Raw genomic sequence first — 17,180 nt, forward strand, 5'->3', positions numbered from 1 at the left:
CGCATTTTTATAAATCTTCATGTAAAGACCGGAAGATTTCCAAAATATTATTTTTGCACAACTGCCGTTAAAATGATAAAATAAAGTTGAAATGGACGAAAAAATCGTTGCCGAACACGGTCTCAGCAAAGAAGAATTCAATAAAATAAAGACGATCCTCGGAAGAGAGCCCAATATCGTAGAACTGGGAATGTACAGCGTCCTCTGGAGCGAGCACTGCTCATATAAGAGCTCTAAAATATACCTCAAGCAATTTCCCACAAAAGGGCCGCATATTCTTCAGGGGCCGGGAGAAAATGCGGGGATAATCGATATCGGCGACGGTTACGCGATCACTATGAAGATAGAATCCCACAATCATCCCAGCCAGGTGGAACCTTTCCAGGGCGCGGCGACAGGAGTAGGAGGGATAGTCAGGGATGTTTTTACGATGGGAGCCAGGCCGATAGCCTCATTAAATTCACTCAGGTTCGGTCCGCTTTCGGAACCACATAATAGATATCTGTTCGATGGTGTAGTGGCCGGCATTTCTTCCTACGGGAATTGTCTGGGGCTGCCGACAGTCGCGGGAGAGGTCTATTTTGACCCTTCATATAGCGGGAATTGCCTGGTGAATGCGATGTGTGTGGGGATAGTAAAAATCCAAAATAAATCCAAAACTCAAAATCCAAATGAAGAATCGGAAATACCCGATGTGATAGTAAAGGCAAAAGCAGAAGGAATAGGAAACCCGGTACTTTATGTGGGCTCTTCGACCGGACGGGACGGGATACACGGGGCGACGTTCGCATCGGTGGAGTTGAATGAGGATTCTACCGAGAGAAGGTCCAATGTCCAGGTAGGCGACCCTTTCACGGAAAAATTATTGATCGAAGCCTGTCTTGAGCTTCTCAAGACCGGCAATGTCATCGGCATGCAGGACATGGGCGCGGCAGGGATGACTTCCTCAACATCCGAAATGTCTTCCAGGGGAGGATGCGGGATGGAGATCGATATTTCCAGGGTCCCCCAGAGAGAAGAGGCCATGACCCCTTACGAGATAATGCTTTCCGAATCGCAGGAAAGAATGGTCGTCGTGATGAAAAAAGGGACAGAAGACGATGCCTTCAGGATATTCAAAAAATGGGGGCTTAACGCCGTCGTAATGGGAAAAGTTACGGATGACGGGAGCCTGACGATAAAGGTCAAGGACAAGGTGGTCGCGCAGGTCCCTGCGCGCTCCCTTGCGGATGATGCGCCAGTTTATGAGAGACCTGTTGAGCAAATCCTAAATCCCCTTCGACTCCGCTCAGGGCAAGCGAAATCCGAAATTCGAAACAAATCCAAAATAATAAATTCAAAATCCGGATATAATAAACACCTGTTATCGCTTTTATCTGATCCTAATATTGCGAGCAAGGCGTGGGTCTATGAGCAGTATGACCATATGGTCCAAACGAATACTTCCGTGCTTCCGGGCAAAGGTGACGCGGCGGTGCTCCGGATAAAAGGGACCGATAAGATGATCGCGCTCACCACGGACGGTAACGGCAGATACTGCTATTTTGATCCCTATAAAGGCGGGATGATAGCTGTTGCCGAAGCGGCAAGGAACCTTGTCTGTGTCGGAGCCAAGCCGATGGCGGTGACCGACTGCCTCAATTTCGGGAACCCTGAAAAACCGCAGATAATGCAGCAGTTTAAGCTTTGCGTGAAGGGGCTGGCTGACGCGTGCAGGGCCTTTGAAACGCCTGTCGTGTCGGGGAATGTAAGCTTTTACAACGAGACTGACAAAGCCGCCATTTATCCGACGCCCGTCATAGGGATGCTTGGCAGAATAGACAAAAACGCGTGCTGCGATATGGCTTTCAGGGATAATGGAGACATCATCGTGCTTTTGGGGGTCAATAAAGAGGAACAGGGAGAGTGCCCTGACATCGACATAGAACTTGAAAAAAGCGTGCAAAAAACAGCGTATGAAGCTATAAAGATCGGCGCCGTAAAAAGCGCCCACGATACTTCGGAAGGCGGCCTTGCCGCGGCTCTTTCCGAATGCTGCATAGAGGGCGGCAGGGGAGCGGTGGTAACGTTTGACGAAAAAATTGACAACGGGTCTCTTCTATTTGACGAGACACAGTCCAGGATAATCCTGACGATAGATCCTTCCCAGATATTCGTCCTAAATGATATCGCGATGCTTAACAAGACCCCTGTCGATATCATAGGAAAGGTCTCGGGAAAAAGCCTGAAGATCAGTAACGGAAAGAAAAAGCTCATCGACATGCCGGTCAACAGACTTTCCACTGCATATAAGAGCGCAATTTCCGATATAATGGGAGCTTAAATTGGAAGCAACAGGCATAGTAGTACTTCTGATATTTGTAGTGACTATCCTTTCAAGCATGGGAGGGAAAGCCCCGGAACGGCCAGTTCCCACACCTACGGCGCAGGTCATACAGATAGATGTTTCAACGCTCCCTCCGGCAACTTATACACAGGCGTTGGATCCGGAGACGGAAAGTGCTGTCTCCAGGTATATCGCTTCACATGCTAAAAAGATCTCTCAGGATGATGCCAGAACGATCTCTGACGCTGTGATAAAATACTGCCAACAATATGACATAAACCCTAAGTTGCTGACGGGGATGATCGAAAGAGAATCCGGCTTTGACCCGACATGCGTCTCGCCTTCCAATGCCCAGGGCCTTGCGCAGCTACTACCTTCAACGGCAGCCGGTATCGGGATAAGGGACCCGTTCGACCTTGATCAAGGCGTTAAAGGATCGGCCCTTTATCTCAGGATGATGATGGACAGATGGCCGGGATACCCGAACCAGGTCGCACTGGCGCTTGCTTCTTACGCCGAAGGCCCAAACCAGGTCAGCAGGAACGGAGCGGCTTACTCGGAAGCGACTGCCGGTTATATCCGGGATATTATCAATATTTGTAATTCTATAAAATAGCATTATCATGGCGGGCCATGAACCATGCGCTTCGCTTAGGTTTATGGCAGGCAAATTGCTCATGATCCACGCAGGATGCTCGAAGAACTCTTCAAGAACAATAAAAAACTTTTTTACGGCTTAGCCATCGCCTTATTTATTCTCGGCGGGCTGGTCACAGTGTACAACAGGATGTCGAAAAATCCTACAATCCCGGACGAAACACAGGGATTCAATAATATTCAGGTGCAGGAACAAAAGCCTCTGGAGATCTATGTCCATATCGCGGGGGCGGTAAAAAGGCCCGGATTATACAGATTTGACCCGTCATGCAGGGCAGCTGACGCTGTCATTGCCGCGGGAGGTTTTGTGCGGAACGCTGATGAAGGAAAGATAAATCTTGCGCAGCCACTGAAGGATGGGCAAAAATTGGATATACCGTTTTCGGGAGAAATTCCGCTGACAACAAAGGCCAAAGAAGCCGGAAAAGAAAAAAAGACCGGAAAAGGAGCCGAAATAATAAATATAAACAGTGCAGATGAGAAAGGGCTTGAAAATATCCCCTGCGTCGGGCCTTCTCTTGCGAAAAAGATAGCGGACTTCAGGACCGTAAACGGACCTTTCCAAAATATAGAAGACCTTAAAAATGTTCCTGGGGTGGGGGATAAGAAGTTTGAAAAACTTAGGCCGTACATCACGGTCAACTGATCCGGGGTAGTAATATGAACCGCCCTTTGGTCGTCATAACTCTTATATATATAACCATTATAATAGCGGTGCATCAACTGACCGGTGCTTTTGGAGGCGGAAGTAAAAAAGAGTTCTCAAGGTATGTGACCCTTGCCGGCACTGTCGACAGCGAGCCTGTCTTCGGTGAAAAGACCATATCTTTTGTGTTGAAGGCTAAATACTTAATAAAGAACAAGAAGCAAGTCCCTTTTGGCAAAAAAATAGTTGTTTTTCTGCTGGACAAGGGCGCTAAGGTATCATACGGAGACCTTGTAAGGTTAAAAGGCATCATTAGCAGCGCAAAAGAGCCGTCCAATCCGGACCAGTTTGATTACGGCGGCTTTCTGGAAAGATCGGGAGTTGCCGGACAATTATCGGTTTTTGATCCGTCAGAAAATAATTTTAAAGTAATGGCAAAAGATAAAGGTAATATCTTTATCTCGCAAAGCCTGAAGCTTAAGGACCGCCTGATAGCGGCGCATAAAAAGAATATGCCCGAACCTTATGCCTCGGTCTTTGGCAGTGTCATTTTCGGATTAAAGGCCTCTCCGGTATCCGACGAGATAAAAAGTGATTTTCAAAGGTCCGGAGTGATGCATATCCTTGTCGCATCCGGACAGCAGGTATCGATACTCATCGGAGTTACGATGGCGGCAGGGAGGCTGATCGGCCTTTCCGAAGGATTTACGGCCGTTATCACTTCTTTGATAATATGGTCGTTCACGGCGATGGCCGGGTTCGGGTCCTCGATACTGCGTGCCGCAATAATGGGCCAGGTGGTCATCGCGGCGCCGATACTCGGCAGGGAAAGCGATTTTTACAGCTCTTTCGCGCTTTCGGCTCTCATCCTGCTCGTGATCAACCCGTTCAACCTGTTCGATATCGGTTTCCAGCTGTCATTCCTCGCGACATGGTCGCTCGTGTACGCGGCTCCTGTCATCGAATCAGAGCTCTCAAAACATATGCACAAGCTGCTTTCTTCGTCCCTTTCGGTCGCCGCGGCACCCGTACTGGTGACGATCCCGATATCCGTGTTCTATTTTTCGCAGATGACTTTCATCGCGTTCATCTCGAATATATTAGTGGTGCCGCTTGCCGAAGCTCTTACGACGATAGGCTTCATATCGACCGCGGTCTCCGCTTTTTTCGAGCCGGCCGCGGCCGCTGTCGACGGGATCAACTATATCCTTACAAAACTTCTCTGCGTGCTTGCCCGGTCGTTCGCGTCAGTACCTTCGGCGTGCGCGTACGTAAGACAGCCGCATATAATACTAGTCTTGATATATTATTGTTTTGTTGTATATTTAATTGAAGAGATCCGGAAAGAAAGGCTCATCAAAATGATCGGAAAATTCAAGCATACCGCGGCCGTTCTTCTGCTGCTCGGCTTTCTTTTATTTTCGATCTCACCTGTCGTCCTTGCGAAGCAGGACCTTAAGGTGACCGTCCTAGACGTCGGGCAGGGCGACAGTATTTTTATTAAAATGCCTGACGGCGAGAACATACTGATCGACGGCGGGACCGGCAAAGCGGGCAAGAATATCGTCCTTCCTTTCCTGCAAAAACAGGGGGTGAACATGCTGGACTATGCGGTACTGACGCACCCGCATGAGGACCATCTCGGAGGGCTCTTAAATATTATCGGGAAAGTAAAGGTCAATACCATTATGGACAGCGGTTACGGGGAAACTTCGGGTTTCTATTACAGTTTCCTGCAGCTTGTGCAGTCCAACAAGATAAAGTATCTGAAGGGGAGGGCCGGCCAGATCTACAGGTTCGGCGGAGCGACTCTCGAGGTCCTGGCTCCTTTTAATACGGAGATCACCGGCACTATTTCGGATCCCAACAACAATTCTATAGTAATGAGGCTGCTTTACGGCAATACCTCGTTCCTTTTTGCGGGAGATGCCGCGTTCGAGGAAGAGAACGAAATACTTAGCAGGTTCAAAAATATCAAAAGCGGCATCCTGAAAATAGGGCACCACGGAAGCGCGACCTCATCATCCTATGATTTCATAAAGGCTGTGTCGCCCGGGACGGCGATGATATCCGTAGGTCTGAACAACAGGTATAATCTTCCCAGCAAAAGGACCGTCATGTTGCTCGAAAAACTGGGGATCAATATCGTCCGGACCGACATGCGCGGAGCGATAATCCTTACCAGTGACGGCAGATCGGTCAAAGTGACAACGATCAAATAGACCTCGATAACAAGGTCATGATATAATCTTTAAAAAGGTATTATATATGGCAAAAAAATACGATATAGCCGTGCTTGGCGCGACCGGAATGGTCGGCCAGGAGATGTTAAGAGTGCTTGAGGAAAGAAATTTTCCCGTTGGAAGATTATTGCCTCTGGCATCTCAGAGGACCGCAGGCTCGGCCGTAAAATTTAAAGGGCAAACGCTCAAAGTCGAACTCGCAGAACCTGATTCCTTCAAAGGCATACAGATAGGCCTTTTTTCGGCCGGAGCATCGATATCCGAAAAATTCGCTCCGGAAGCGGTCAAAAGAGGAACGGTCATCATCGATAACACTTCATTTTTCAGGATGGACCCGGAAGTCCCCCTGGTCGTGCCCGAAGTGAACCCTCAGGCGATAAAAAGGCATAAAGGGATAATAGCGAATCCGAACTGCTCGACCGCGCAGATGGTGGTTGTACTGAAACCCATCCATGACGCGTTCAAGATCAAAAGAATAGTCGTTTCCACTTATCAATCGGTGTCAGGATGGGGAAAAGAAGCGGTAGATGAGCTCTATGCCCAGATGAAAGCCTGGCTCGACAAAAAGCCTATTGAGGTCAAAATACTGCCAAAGCAGATACTTCTGAATGTCATACCGCAGATAGATTCCTTTGTCGAAAGCGGCTACACAAAAGAAGAACTGAAGATGATAAACGAGACCAAAAAAATAATGGAAGATGATTCTATAGCGGTGACGGCCACGACCGTGAGGGTCCCCGTTATCATCGGTCACAGCGAAGCGGTCAATATCGAGACCGTAAGGCCGGTCACGGCGGAAGCTGTCAGGGACCTTTTGCGCAAAGCGCCCGGGGTAAAAGTCGTCGACGACCCAAAAAATAAGGAATATCCGACTGCCATAGATTGTGTCGGGATCGACGATGCTCTTGTCGGCCGCATAAGGAAAGACCCGTCTGTTCCGAACGGGATCGACCTCTGGATCGTTTCCGACAACCTGCGAAAAGGCGCGGCGACAAATGCCGTGCAGATAGCCGAAGAAATGATAGAACAGGGGCTTTTATGAGGAAGGAATATTTAATAAAAAAGTCCCCATATGTGGATTTTCTCCAAAGGGTGCTTGTGCCTTTTTGCGTGGTGTTGGGGACGATCTCTATCGGTACGGTCGGATATATCATCATCGAGAAAATGTCGTTCCTGGATGCCGTTTACGTGACATTGACGACGATCTCGACCACAAGCGCTCATATCCAGATCAAACCTTTCTCCGTTGCAGGAGAGATGTTTTCAGTGCTTTTCGTGTTCATCGCGGTCTTCACGGTGATCTACGCGGCAGGAGCAATAATTGAGTTCATCGTCGAGGGGAACATGATCGGATTAAGAAGGAGGAGAAAAATGGATAAAATGCTTGAAAGTATCAAAGACCATTACATTATTTCGGGTTTCGGAAGAGTAGGGCACACGATAGCCCAGCAGTTTGCAGCGGAAAGAATTCCGTTCGTAGTAATAGATGCGAAACCGGAAACAGCCAACGAGCTTGAACCAAAAGGCATACCTTTCGTGATAGGTAATGTCTCATCCGATGAAGTGCTGGAAAAAGCCGGGATCAAAAGAGCCAAAGGTCTGGTAGCGGCAGCTGACTCCGATACCGAGAATGTCTATGTCACGCTGACGGCAAAGGTAATGAACCCCTCGCTCTTTGTCATCGCGAGAGCGGGCCACAAAGAGACTGAAAACAAATTAAAAAAAGCGGGCGCGGACAAGATGATCTCGCCGTATTTCATTGCCGGGAGCAAGATGGCTTCAATGGCGATAAGGCCGGTATCCGTTGATTTTCTGGACAATGTGATCGGGACCGAGAACGTAGAGCTCTGTATGAAAGAGATCACGGTCAAAGAAAATACCCACCTTGCAGGCAGGACCCTGGGAGAAGCGCAGATAAGGCAGGTATCAGGAGCGATAATCCTTACGATAAAAAAGAAGGACGGCAAGTTCGAGGTCACTCCGAAAGCGGACAGCAGAATGAACGTTGGCGACATCATAATCGCGCTTGGCACGGGCGAGCAGCTTGAACGGTTGCAAAAGTTGGCGTGAATGATCTTAAGAGAACAGGAAATAGGAGCAAAACATGTTTGAAGATATCAAAGCTGTCTTTGAGCGCGATCCGGCTGCAAAGAACATATTGGAAGTACTGTTTTATCCGGGAGTCTGGGCGATTTATATCCATAGAGCCACACATTTTCTATACAAATTAGGGGTTCCTTTTATTCCGCGCTTTATTTCACAGTTAAGCAGGTTCTTAACAGGGATAGAGATCCACCCGGGTGCCAGGATCGGGAAAAGTTTTTTCATCGACCACGGCATGGGAGTTGTCATAGGAGAAACCACTGTCATAGGAGACCATGTCACTATATACCAGGGAGTGACCCTTGGCGGCACCGGCAAGGAAAAAGGGAAACGCCATCCCACGATAGGAAATAACGTGATCATCGGGGCGGAAGCGATAATACTCGGCAACATCAATATCAGCGATAATTCAAGGGTAGGCGCCGGAGCCGTGGTCACAAAATCAGTATGTCCTGATTGCACCATCGTCGGCAATCCTGCGAGGGTGATCGTGCGTGAAGGCAAAAAAGTCGGCGATCTCGAGCATGCCGACCTTCCGGATCCTGTAGGCAATGCTTTGGAAGACCTGCAGAAAAGGATAGAAGCTTTGGAAAAGAAGCTCGAGGGAAAATAATGTCCCTTGTCATCTACAACACTCTTTCGAGACGGAAAGAAGAGTTCATCCCGCTAAACCCGCCGAACGTTTTAATGTATGTATGCGGCATAACTCCTTACGATGAGACGCATCTCGGCCACGCGAGGGCTTATGTGGCGTTCGATGTCATACGCAGATACCTTGAGTACAGCGGGTACAAAGTCGATCATGTTCAGAACATCACGGACATCGATGACAAGATAATAAAAAAGGCGAACGAACAAAACAAATCGATCAAAGAAGTCTCAGAACACTATACCGCTTCATTTTTTGAAGTGATGGATGCTCTCAAAGTAAAACGCGCCGCCAGATATCCAAAAGCGACAGAATATATCGGCGAGATGATCGAACTGATCTCCGAACTGGTGGCAAAAGGCGTTGCATATAAAGCCGGCGGGGATGTCTTTTTTGATATCAACAAAGCAAGAGACTACGGAAGACTTTCCGGCAGGGATATTGAAGGGATGAAAGCCGGCGCAAGGGTGGATATCAACTCCGACAAGAAGGGCCCGCTCGATTTCGTGCTTTGGAAGGCCGCCAAAGAAGGGGAGCCTTCATGGGACAGCCCTTTCGGGAAAGGAAGGCCGGGATGGCATACGGAATGCGTGGTGATGTCAAAAAAGCTTCTCGGACAGCCGTTTGACATCCACGGAGGCGGAGCCGACCTGATATTTCCGCACCATGAGAACGAGCTTGCCCAGGCTTCCTGCCTGTCCGACAGACCCTTCGTCAAATACTGGCTGCATAACGGGTTCATCACGATAAACAAAGAAAAGATGTCAAAATCGCTCGGCAATTTTTTTACTGTTTCGGAAGTATTAAAGAAGTACGACCCTATGGTCATCAGATATTTTCTTTTAAGGACCCATTACAGAGGTCCGATAAACTTCAGCTACGACGATCTTGATGAGGCAAAAGCGGCTCTGAACGGCATAAAGAATGCCTATCAGGATACAATATTCATGCTAAAGAACACCAAAAACGACAGATCGGAAGAAAAATTCGACTTAAAATACTTCAAAGAAAAATTCATCGAAGCGATGGATGATGATTGTAACACTTCGGCCGCCCTTGCGGTCATATTCGAGATGATAAAGTTCTTCCACGAGCATAAATTTAAGCTGGCGGGAGAAGACATCACCAATGTCAAATATCTCCTGGAGGAATTCAACTCTGTCCTGCAGCTGGGCCTGAAAGAAAACAAGATAGAGATAAAAGAAGACATAAGCGCGCTTGTCGAACGTAGGGTCGAGGCAAGAAAAAAGAACGACTTTGTCCTTGCCGACAAGCTCAGAGTGGAAATCGAGGGAAAAGGTTATATAATAGAAGACACGCCGTTCGGGAGTTTTGTAAAGAAAAAAGAGGCGGCAAAACCGGAGGAAAAGGAAATTAAACAGAAAGCCGATCCGTTCGGGTTCGGGAAAAAGAAATAGAAATCCTCACCCCGTCTCGCTCCGCGAGCCACCCCTCTCCACGAAGTGGAGAGGGGAAAGCCGACCCCGCAAAAAGCGGGGGAGGCAGGGGTGAGGATTTAGAAGGACAGAAAGATATATGCTGGATCCAAAATTAATGAGAAATGAGCCGGAAGCCATAAAAAAAGCCCTGAAAAACAGGGGGAATGATCCCGCTTTGGTGGATTCATTCCTTTCCGCGGATGAGGAATGGCGCAGGAAAGTGTTCGAATCGGAACAGATGAAGAATAAGCAGAACGAGATATCTTCTCAGGTGGCGGGCATGAAAAAGAGGGGAGAGGACGTCTCAAAACTCTTCGAGGAGATGAAAGCTCTTTCGCAACGTCAAAAGGTCCTTACCGAAGAAGCAGGCATCCTTGAAAAAAAGGCAAAAGACATACTGCTGGTCATCCCGAATATCCCGAGCGAAACGACACCGGCCGGAAAAGGCGAAAAAGAGAACAAAGAGATCAGGAAATGGGGGGAGAAAAAAAATCTTTCTTTTGAAGTGAAACCTCATGACGAGATAGGGGACCGCCTCGGGATATTTAATTTTAAGCAGGCCGCGAAAATATCAGGGTCCAGGTTCGTCGTCTATCACGGGCTGGGCGCGAAGCTTGAAATGGCGCTCATAAACTTCATGCTCGACGTCCAGACAAAAGAGAACGGCTACAAGCAGGTGATGACGCCGTTCATGGTCAATTCCGAAAGCATGCTCGGCACGGGCCAGCTCCCGAAGTTCGGGGAAGAGCTGTACAAGACAAGTGACGATCTGTATATGATCCCAACAGCGGAAGTGCCGGTCACCAACATCCACAGGGACGATGTTTTTTCCGCAGAGGCCCTGCCGCTGAAATACGTCTCTTATTCCCCGTGTTTCAGGAGGGAAGCCGGCTCTTACGGAAAAGATGTGAAGGGAATAATCAGGCAGCACCAGTTCAATAAGGTCGAACTTGTGAAGTTCTGCAGGCCGGAAGATTCTTATAATGAACTGGAATCGCTGACGGCCGACGCGGAAAAGGTCCTGCAGCTTCTCGAGCTTCCCTACAGGGTCATCGTGTTGTCCACCGGGGATCTCGGGTTCTCGGCCGCTAAGACATATGATATTGAAGTATGGTTCCCGTCGGAGAACAGATACAGGGAGATCTCATCCTGTTCTAATTTTACGGATTTTCAGGCGAGAAGGGCGAACATCAAGTTCAAAACAAATCCAAAATCCAAGCTGCAGTTCGTGCACACTTTGAACGGTTCCGGCCTGGCGGTCGGACGTACCATGGCGGCAATACTGGAGAACTTCCAGCAGGAAGACGGTTCCGTACTTATACCTGAAATTCTCCATCCTTACATGCAAGTTTCCTCCATCCAAAAACGATAGAAATATAGAGTCGCGTTTATTCAATAATAAAGCCTGTTGGGGAAGAGAAATAAATGGCAATAGATCCAGTAAATTTTAGAATAAAAAATAATCAAGAATATGCAGATAGCCCTGTGTTCAAGGATCTGAAAAACCAATTTGAACAGGTAATAAACAACTTAAAGGCACATCACGAGTGGGACGGAGTGATGGTTCCCAAAAATAAAGATACCAATAAAACGATATAAGTAACAACCCCCAGACAGCAACAAACAAGATCGCGGTCTATTTATTAAGGAGCTTCTTTAATTTATGCGTAGCTGTCTTGCAGATCCTGCTGACCTGGGATTCAGAAAGGTCTATTTCTTTTCCAATCTCTTTAAAGGTCTTATCGTCCTGATAGTACCCTACGATCACGGCCCTTTCATTATCCGACAGGTCCTTTAAGGCGCTGTCGATCTGCGTGGCGATCTCGGTAGATTCACTGTGAGCAAGCTCCTTGTTGAAGGCGAGATAGACATTTGCCGCCTGGGTCACCCATTCGTAGATGCCGGTAACGGGGTCAGTGCCTCTTTTCCTCAGGTAATCCTGCATGGACCCTTTGAGGCGTATGCTCACATAAGGCCAAAGATCCCCTTTGCGCGGGTCCCAGGTCTTTAACGCGTCAACAAAAGCCATCTTAGCTTCCGAAATAAGGTCATCAGCTTCGTTCCTGGCTACATTATGAGGAAGGTTGCTGATATACCATTTTACGGTGGAATCTATCTGGCTCTTGTACTTTTCTACTACCTCGTCAGAATATTTCAAAAAATGCTGGCGTAGCAGCTGAACTATCCTGTCTTCGGAATCCTTGTCAGACATGGTCTCTGTACCCCTTTATGACAGCCTCGATGAATTCTTTTGTGCGGTCCTTTGCAAGGTGCCTGCTGAACTTCTGCGCCATATCCTTAATGAACCGTTCAAATCTCCTGAGAGCGGGAGGTATGTTCTGTATGGCGGACGACATCAATGTCCCGGAGGTCTTTACTTTTGGAACAGAAGAAGAAACCTTTCCTGATTCAACCATATTTTAGTTTTTCTTTCCGGTCCCGGTCTTTTTGTCCAGAACAGTACCGACCACTGACAAAGCCTGCCGCCGCAGGTCGGGATTGGTCATGACAGAATCCGCTAATTTATTTACCATTTTATCAAAACCCTTGTTCAATGTAAAGGATGGGCCGAATTCGATCTCCAGGGCCGACCTTATCATCAGATAAATAAGTTCTTTGGCAGGGAGGTTTGGCGAAAGAAGTCCCGACAATCTCTCATGGTACCTGCCTATGTTGTCCGTTCTGAAGATAAAACTGCTTGAAGGCGGCTCCTTTTTCATGTCTTTTTGTATCGCGGAAGACAATACTGCACTTTTGACGAACTCTATCCTGTCTTTCTTCCCGTCGATATTATTATTTAACAGACTTGCCATATTTTTCCGTTCAATCAAGAGATATCATGCCGACGGACTGCACTTTTACCTGGGGCACGATCTCATTATACGACAGCACTGCCGCGTCGGGAAAACTTCTTTCGATGAATCTCTTTAGATGCGGCCGGAGCCTCGGAGAACAAAGTATTATCGAAGACAGGTTCATCTTCCTGAAAGCCTGTATCTGGCTGGATATCTGGCCGAGTATCCTTTCACCGATATTAGGGTCAAGGGCAAGGAACGAGCCGTACTCGCTCTGGTGGACAGCGCCGATCATGGTCTCTTCCAGATTAGGGTCTATCGTGACGACGGTTATGACCCCTTCTTTGCTGGTGTAGCTTTCACATATCTGCCTTGCGAGGGATTGCCGGACATATTCGGCTAGGATGTTGATGTCGCGGCTCAGGTGCGCGTAATCCGCCAGCCTTTCAAGTATCGTAGAAAGGTCCCTGATCGAGACCCTCTCTCTTACAAGCAGCTGCAGGACCTTGTGCACCTGGCCGAGCGAAAGCATGTCGGGGATCAATTCCCTGACTATCGCCGCATTGGTGTTCTTGACAAGCTCGATCAGCGATTGCACGTTCTGCCTGGTGATTATCTCGTCCGCGTACCGTTTTACCGTCTCTGAGAAATGGTTGGCCACTACATCGACAGTGTCTATGCCGGTAATGCCCGCTGCTTTCAGTTTCTGTTCCTCCTCTTTAGGGACCCAGGTCATAATTTCACCGGTCAGGGGGTCTTTGCCTTCCACCCCGGTGATCTTTGCGGATTTGATCTCATCCAAGGTCCGGTCGACTTTATAATTGTTCATAAGGACCTCCGCTGTCGCGACCTTGGTCCCTCTTATCTCGATCACGTACTGGTTAGGCGGCAGGCTCAGATCGTCCATCACCCTGACGCCGGGTATCACAAATCCAAGTTCCTGCCCGATGTGATAGCGGATGAGCGTTATCTTTTCCAGCAGCGGCCCTTTTTGCGCCGGATCGATCAGGGGGATAAGGTTCCTGCCGGTCTTCAGGCTCAGAGGGTCAAGACCCAGCGTGGATATTATGCTTTCCGGTTTTTTAAGCATGTCTTTTTGGGCGCCTTCTTCCTGCACAACGGACACTTCTTCCTTTTTCATCTGCGCCTGTATAAGGAATATCGCAGCGATCCCTGACATTATGGCAAGGGACAGGAACGGGATCGTCGGAAGGCCCGGGATGAAAGCAAATAACATCAGGATCATCGACACAAAAGCGAACGCCCTCGGCTGAGCGAATATCTGGTTTGCTATATCGGTCCCTATGCTCACGTCCGTGGCGGCTTTTGTTATGACCATGCCGGTCGCTATCGATATCAGCAGCGCGGGTATCTGTGTCACAAGACCGCAGCCTACCGTTAAAAGGGCGAATGTTGAGACAGCTTGCATAACACCCATCCCTTGCTGGAGCCATCCGACAAGGATCCCTCCGATGATGTTAACGAGCGTGATAATAATGGCAGCGATCGAATCTCCTCTCACGAACTTGTTCGAGCCGTCCATGGCGCCGAAGAAAGTGGCTTCCCTTTCGATCTTTTTTCTTCTCGCTTTTGCTTCATTAGCGTCTATCAACCCCGCGTTCAGGTCGGCGTCTATCGACATCTGTTTTCCCGGCATCGCGTCAAGAGTGAACCTCGCGGCCACCTCTGCCACGCGCTCGGAACCTTTGGTTATGACGATGAACTGCACGATCATGATGATTATAAAAACTATTGCGCCGACGATATAATTACCGGAGACCACAAAATTGCCGAAAGAAGCGATCACTTCTCCCGCGTAGGCGTTCAAAAGTATCAATCTCGACGCCGAGATATTGATCGAAAGCCTGAACAGGGTGACTATCAGGAGTATGGAAGGGAACGCGGCGAATTCAAGAGGCTCTTTGAGGTACATAGCAACCAGGAGTATTATCAAAGAGATCGCGACGTTCAGCGTCACAAGGATATCAAGGATAAAAGCCGGAAGCGGCAGTATCATCAAACCGATGATGACGACCACAACTCCTGCCACGGCAAAGTCGTTGACAGAGAACAGAGCTTTTAACGAGTTCAAATTTATCGATGACGCCAAATCCCTATCTCCTTGACGGCGCGGCAACTGTCTTTTGCGCCCTTATCCCCTTAAGAGGCCCGAGCCATTCTTTTTTCCGATTTAAGCGGTTCTTCTTAATCTTATACACGAACGCGAGTATCTCTGCAACTGCCTGATAAATTTCCGATGAAATTTCCTGTCCGACCTTTGTCGAGTTGAATATGGACCTCGCAAGCGGTTCGTTCTCGATCACCGGGATATTATTTGATTCCGCTATTTTTTTTATCTCTTCCGCTATCATATGCCGGCCTTTTGCCACCAGGGAAGGGGCCTTCATCCTTGACGCGTCATAAAGAATAGCGACAGCCAGGTGCGTCGGGTTGGTGACGACGACATCAGCTCCCGGGACAGCAGCCATCATCCGCTGGTTTGACATCGCCCTCTGGAGGTCTCTCATCCTCTGTTTGACCTGCGGGTCGCCTTCGAGCCTTTTGTATTCCTCTTTTATCTCCTGTTTTGTCATCTTCAGGTTCTTCATGTATTCCCATCGCCTGTAAAAATAATCGAGGATGGCCACAGCAAGATAAAATATCCCGACGCGTATCGCGATCTTGTAAGCGATCGATCCGCCTATCACAAGCGATTGCCACGGATCAGCGCTCATTACGCCTATCACGCTGGGGAGATCGTCCTTTACAGCATACCAGGTGATATAGAACACTATGAGGATCTTTATTATCGATTTGACAAGTTCGACAAAGCCGGTCATAGAGAACATCCTTTTAAACCCTTCCAAAGGATTGATCCTTTCGAGTTTTGGCGATAGAGGATCGACAGCGGCGACAAACCCCGTCTGCAGAGCTTCGGCAAGGAGCGCCACTATAACAGTGACGATGAAAATCGGCGTTACGGAGATAGCAAAAGCTCTCAGGGCTATCAAAAGTACGCTGCCGACAAAATCGAGGCTGAAATCAGAAATATTTGGGATGAGCTGGAAGACCGACTGCGTCATACCTGCCAGCTCCCTCCATATCATGTCCCCCGTGTACCTGAAAATGACATATGAGGTCAGTAGCAGAAAAGCAGTCGTAATTTCCTTGCTTTTCGCGACCTGGCCTTTTTCGCGAGCTTCTCTTAGACGGTGCGGCGTCGGTTCCTCGGATTTATCTCCGCCCTGTTCTCCCATTTTTTAAAGCCCCCGATCTTATAATTTCATTATACTAAAACTTCTGATGATTTCCTGCGTCATCTGCGTTATTATCGACGAGATATTGGTTATCATGAGAGGAAGGCTGAACAGGATCGCCAAAAGGCCGAGTGTCGGCTTGACCTGAAACCCCAGCATGAAAACGTTCACCTGCGGGGCCACCCTCGAGACTATCCCGAACGAAAAATCCGAAATGAATATCAAAAGCAGGGCGGGACTAGCAAGCTGTACCGCGATAAGCAGCATGTTTGACCCCAAGTTTATCATCTGCAGCACCAGATCCTGCGATATTATTATCGGGGCTCCGACGGGGATCGTCCTGAAGCTCTGATGTATGGCTGAAAGCAGCATGTGGTGCCCGTTCAGGATCAGGAAAACGGTCAATGCTATATAGAACGTTAATTTACCGACTATTGATGTGACCGTGCCGGTGGTCGGGTCAAGTGCGGTCGCGATGCTCATTCCCATCTGAAGGTCGATTATATCGCCGGCAGATTGTATCGCGGCAAAGAGGATATGGCAGCTGAACCCGATTATTAGTCCGATAATAAGTTCTTTGATCAAAAACAGCGATATGCCGATCGGTCCGCTGGGGATCCCCGGTGAGACAGGGACTACGAACCAGAGCACGACGGCCATCCAAATAATAAGAGAGATCTTTCCCAGTATGGGGAATGTCCTGGTGCTGAATACAGGAGCTATCAGGAATATCCCTGTGATGCGCGCGAATACGAACATGAACACTTCTATCTGGGGAAGAGTCAGTACCATATCATCTCACCATATTCGGTATATTGGCCCAGAGCGTCGTCATAAAATCGACCATAAGCGATGCCATCCACGGGGAAGTGAAAGCGATCACCATCATGACGGTCACCATCTTTGGCACAAAAGTGAGGGTCTGTTCCTGTATTTGGGTGACCGCCTGGAACAGGCTTATGATAAAACCGACCAAAAGACCTAATCCTACGGAAGGAAGCGACAGCAGGAGGACAAGCATGACCCCGTTGTATATCACCTGGGTCACAAAATCCTGTGTCATGT

17 protein-coding genes are annotated in these 17,180 nt (G+C 48.4%); 10 read left to right on the forward strand and 7 right to left on the reverse strand.

Going from position 1 to position 17,180, the window contains the following annotated elements; genetic code table 11:
• The first annotated feature begins 91 nt into the window (after positions 1-91).
• From purL to NTZ10_02395, 10 genes are all read left to right on the forward strand, one after another.
• The gene (gene purL, locus NTZ10_02350; protein MCX5749074.1) at positions 92-2,323 is read left to right on the forward strand and encodes a phosphoribosylformylglycinamidine synthase subunit PurL; all 2,232 of its coding nucleotides are present in this window, start codon (positions 92-94) and stop codon (positions 2,321-2,323) included.
• Between the two features lies 1 nt (position 2,324).
• Positions 2,325-2,942, forward strand: coding sequence for a transglycosylase SLT domain-containing protein (locus tag NTZ10_02355; protein ID MCX5749075.1), 618 nt, complete (start codon positions 2,325-2,327; stop codon positions 2,940-2,942).
• Positions 2,943-3,017: 75 nt separating this feature from the next.
• Positions 3,018-3,629 (forward strand): helix-hairpin-helix domain-containing protein, encoded by a 612-nt coding sequence (locus NTZ10_02360; GenBank protein ID MCX5749076.1) that lies wholly within the window; start codon positions 3,018-3,020, stop codon positions 3,627-3,629.
• A gap of 14 nt (positions 3,630-3,643) precedes the next feature.
• Complete coding sequence (locus NTZ10_02365; protein MCX5749077.1) at positions 3,644-5,851, forward strand: DNA internalization-related competence protein ComEC/Rec2; 2,208 nt, start codon at positions 3,644-3,646, stop codon at positions 5,849-5,851.
• Between the two features lie 46 nt (positions 5,852-5,897).
• Positions 5,898-6,914: an aspartate-semialdehyde dehydrogenase gene (locus NTZ10_02370; GenBank protein ID MCX5749078.1), complete on the forward strand. Its 1,017-nt coding sequence runs from the start codon at positions 5,898-5,900 to the stop codon at positions 6,912-6,914.
• Positions 6,911-7,942, forward strand: coding sequence for a potassium channel protein (locus NTZ10_02375; GenBank protein ID MCX5749079.1), 1,032 nt, complete (start codon positions 6,911-6,913; stop codon positions 7,940-7,942). Before NTZ10_02370 ends, NTZ10_02375 begins: the two co-directional genes overlap by 4 nt.
• Before the next feature lie 34 nt (positions 7,943-7,976).
• Positions 7,977-8,588, forward strand: a complete 612-nt coding sequence (gene cysE / locus NTZ10_02380; protein MCX5749080.1) for a serine O-acetyltransferase — start codon at positions 7,977-7,979, stop codon at positions 8,586-8,588.
• Complete coding sequence (cysS, locus tag NTZ10_02385; protein MCX5749081.1) at positions 8,588-10,042, forward strand: cysteine--tRNA ligase; 1,455 nt, start codon at positions 8,588-8,590, stop codon at positions 10,040-10,042. Before cysE ends, cysS begins: the two co-directional genes overlap by 1 nt.
• A gap of 118 nt (positions 10,043-10,160) precedes the next feature.
• Positions 10,161-11,435, forward strand: coding sequence for a serine--tRNA ligase (gene serS, locus NTZ10_02390; GenBank protein ID MCX5749082.1), 1,275 nt, complete (start codon positions 10,161-10,163; stop codon positions 11,433-11,435).
• 53 nt (positions 11,436-11,488) lie between these two features.
• Entirely contained in the window at positions 11,489-11,662 is a 174-nt protein-coding gene (locus NTZ10_02395; GenBank protein ID MCX5749083.1) for a hypothetical protein, read from the forward strand.
• A 37-nt stretch (positions 11,663-11,699) separates the two neighbouring features.
• On the opposite strand, the gene NTZ10_02400 is transcribed toward NTZ10_02395, so the two are convergent.
• Genes NTZ10_02400 through fliQ form a run of 7 tightly spaced genes read right to left on the reverse strand, consistent with a single transcriptional unit; the run spans position 11,700 to position 17,178 of the window.
• Positions 11,700-12,275 carry a sigma-70 family RNA polymerase sigma factor gene (locus NTZ10_02400; GenBank protein MCX5749084.1) on the reverse strand — a complete coding sequence of 192 codons (576 nt, stop codon included), beginning with the start codon at positions 12,273-12,275 and terminating at the stop codon, positions 11,700-11,702.
• Entirely contained in the window at positions 12,268-12,480 is a 213-nt protein-coding gene (locus tag NTZ10_02405; GenBank protein ID MCX5749085.1) for a hypothetical protein, read from the reverse strand. The genes NTZ10_02400 and NTZ10_02405 overlap by 8 nt, the downstream gene beginning before the upstream one ends.
• 3 nt (positions 12,481-12,483) lie before the next feature.
• The gene (locus tag NTZ10_02410) at positions 12,484-12,876 is read right to left on the reverse strand and encodes a hypothetical protein (GenBank protein MCX5749086.1); all 393 of its coding nucleotides are present in this window, start codon (positions 12,874-12,876) and stop codon (positions 12,484-12,486) included.
• Positions 12,877-12,886: 10 nt separating this feature from the next.
• A complete protein-coding gene (flhA, locus tag NTZ10_02415; protein ID MCX5749087.1) occupies positions 12,887-14,968 on the reverse strand; it encodes a flagellar biosynthesis protein FlhA in 2,082 nt (693 codons plus the stop codon).
• A gap of 4 nt (positions 14,969-14,972) precedes the next feature.
• Positions 14,973-16,115, reverse strand: a complete 1,143-nt coding sequence (gene flhB / locus NTZ10_02420; GenBank protein ID MCX5749088.1) for a flagellar biosynthesis protein FlhB — start codon at positions 16,113-16,115, stop codon at positions 14,973-14,975.
• Between the two features lie 18 nt (positions 16,116-16,133).
• Positions 16,134-16,907: a flagellar biosynthetic protein FliR gene (fliR, locus tag NTZ10_02425; protein ID MCX5749089.1), complete on the reverse strand. Its 774-nt coding sequence runs from the start codon at positions 16,905-16,907 to the stop codon at positions 16,134-16,136.
• Between the two features lies 1 nt (position 16,908).
• Entirely contained in the window at positions 16,909-17,178 is a 270-nt protein-coding gene (fliQ, locus tag NTZ10_02430; protein MCX5749090.1) for a flagellar biosynthesis protein FliQ, read from the reverse strand.
• Positions 17,179-17,180: the final 2 nt, after the last annotated feature.

The organism is Candidatus Saganbacteria bacterium, from assembly GCA_026387835.1.
GTDB lineage: Bacteria > Margulisbacteria > WOR-1 > JAKLHX01 > JAKLHX01 > JAPLKZ01.

Coding starts and splice junctions, on each gene's coding strand:
- purL (MCX5749074.1), top strand. CDS start 92: ATGGACGAAAAAATCGTTGCCGAACACGGTCTCAGCAAAGAAGAATTC.
- NTZ10_02360 (MCX5749076.1), top strand. CDS start 3,018: ATGCTCGAAGAACTCTTCAAGAACAATAAAAAACTTTTTTACGGCTTA.
- NTZ10_02365 (MCX5749077.1), top strand. CDS start 3,644: ATGAACCGCCCTTTGGTCGTCATAACTCTTATATATATAACCATTATA.
- NTZ10_02370 (MCX5749078.1), top strand. CDS start 5,898: ATGGCAAAAAAATACGATATAGCCGTGCTTGGCGCGACCGGAATGGTC.
- NTZ10_02375 (MCX5749079.1), top strand. CDS start 6,911: ATGAGGAAGGAATATTTAATAAAAAAGTCCCCATATGTGGATTTTCTC.
- cysE (MCX5749080.1), top strand. CDS start 7,977: ATGTTTGAAGATATCAAAGCTGTCTTTGAGCGCGATCCGGCTGCAAAG.
- cysS (MCX5749081.1), top strand. CDS start 8,588: ATGTCCCTTGTCATCTACAACACTCTTTCGAGACGGAAAGAAGAGTTC.
- serS (MCX5749082.1), top strand. CDS start 10,161: ATGCTGGATCCAAAATTAATGAGAAATGAGCCGGAAGCCATAAAAAAA.
- NTZ10_02395 (MCX5749083.1), top strand. CDS start 11,489: ATGGCAATAGATCCAGTAAATTTTAGAATAAAAAATAATCAAGAATAT.
- NTZ10_02400 (MCX5749084.1), bottom strand. CDS start 12,275: ATGTCTGACAAGGATTCCGAAGACAGGATAGTTCAGCTGCTACGCCAG.
- NTZ10_02405 (MCX5749085.1), bottom strand. CDS start 12,480: ATGGTTGAATCAGGAAAGGTTTCTTCTTCTGTTCCAAAAGTAAAGACC.
- NTZ10_02410 (MCX5749086.1), bottom strand. CDS start 12,876: ATGGCAAGTCTGTTAAATAATAATATCGACGGGAAGAAAGACAGGATA.
- flhB (MCX5749088.1), bottom strand. CDS start 16,115: ATGGGAGAACAGGGCGGAGATAAATCCGAGGAACCGACGCCGCACCGT.
- fliR (MCX5749089.1), bottom strand. CDS start 16,907: ATGGTACTGACTCTTCCCCAGATAGAAGTGTTCATGTTCGTATTCGCG.
- fliQ (MCX5749090.1), bottom strand. CDS start 17,178: ATGACACAGGATTTTGTGACCCAGGTGATATACAACGGGGTCATGCTT.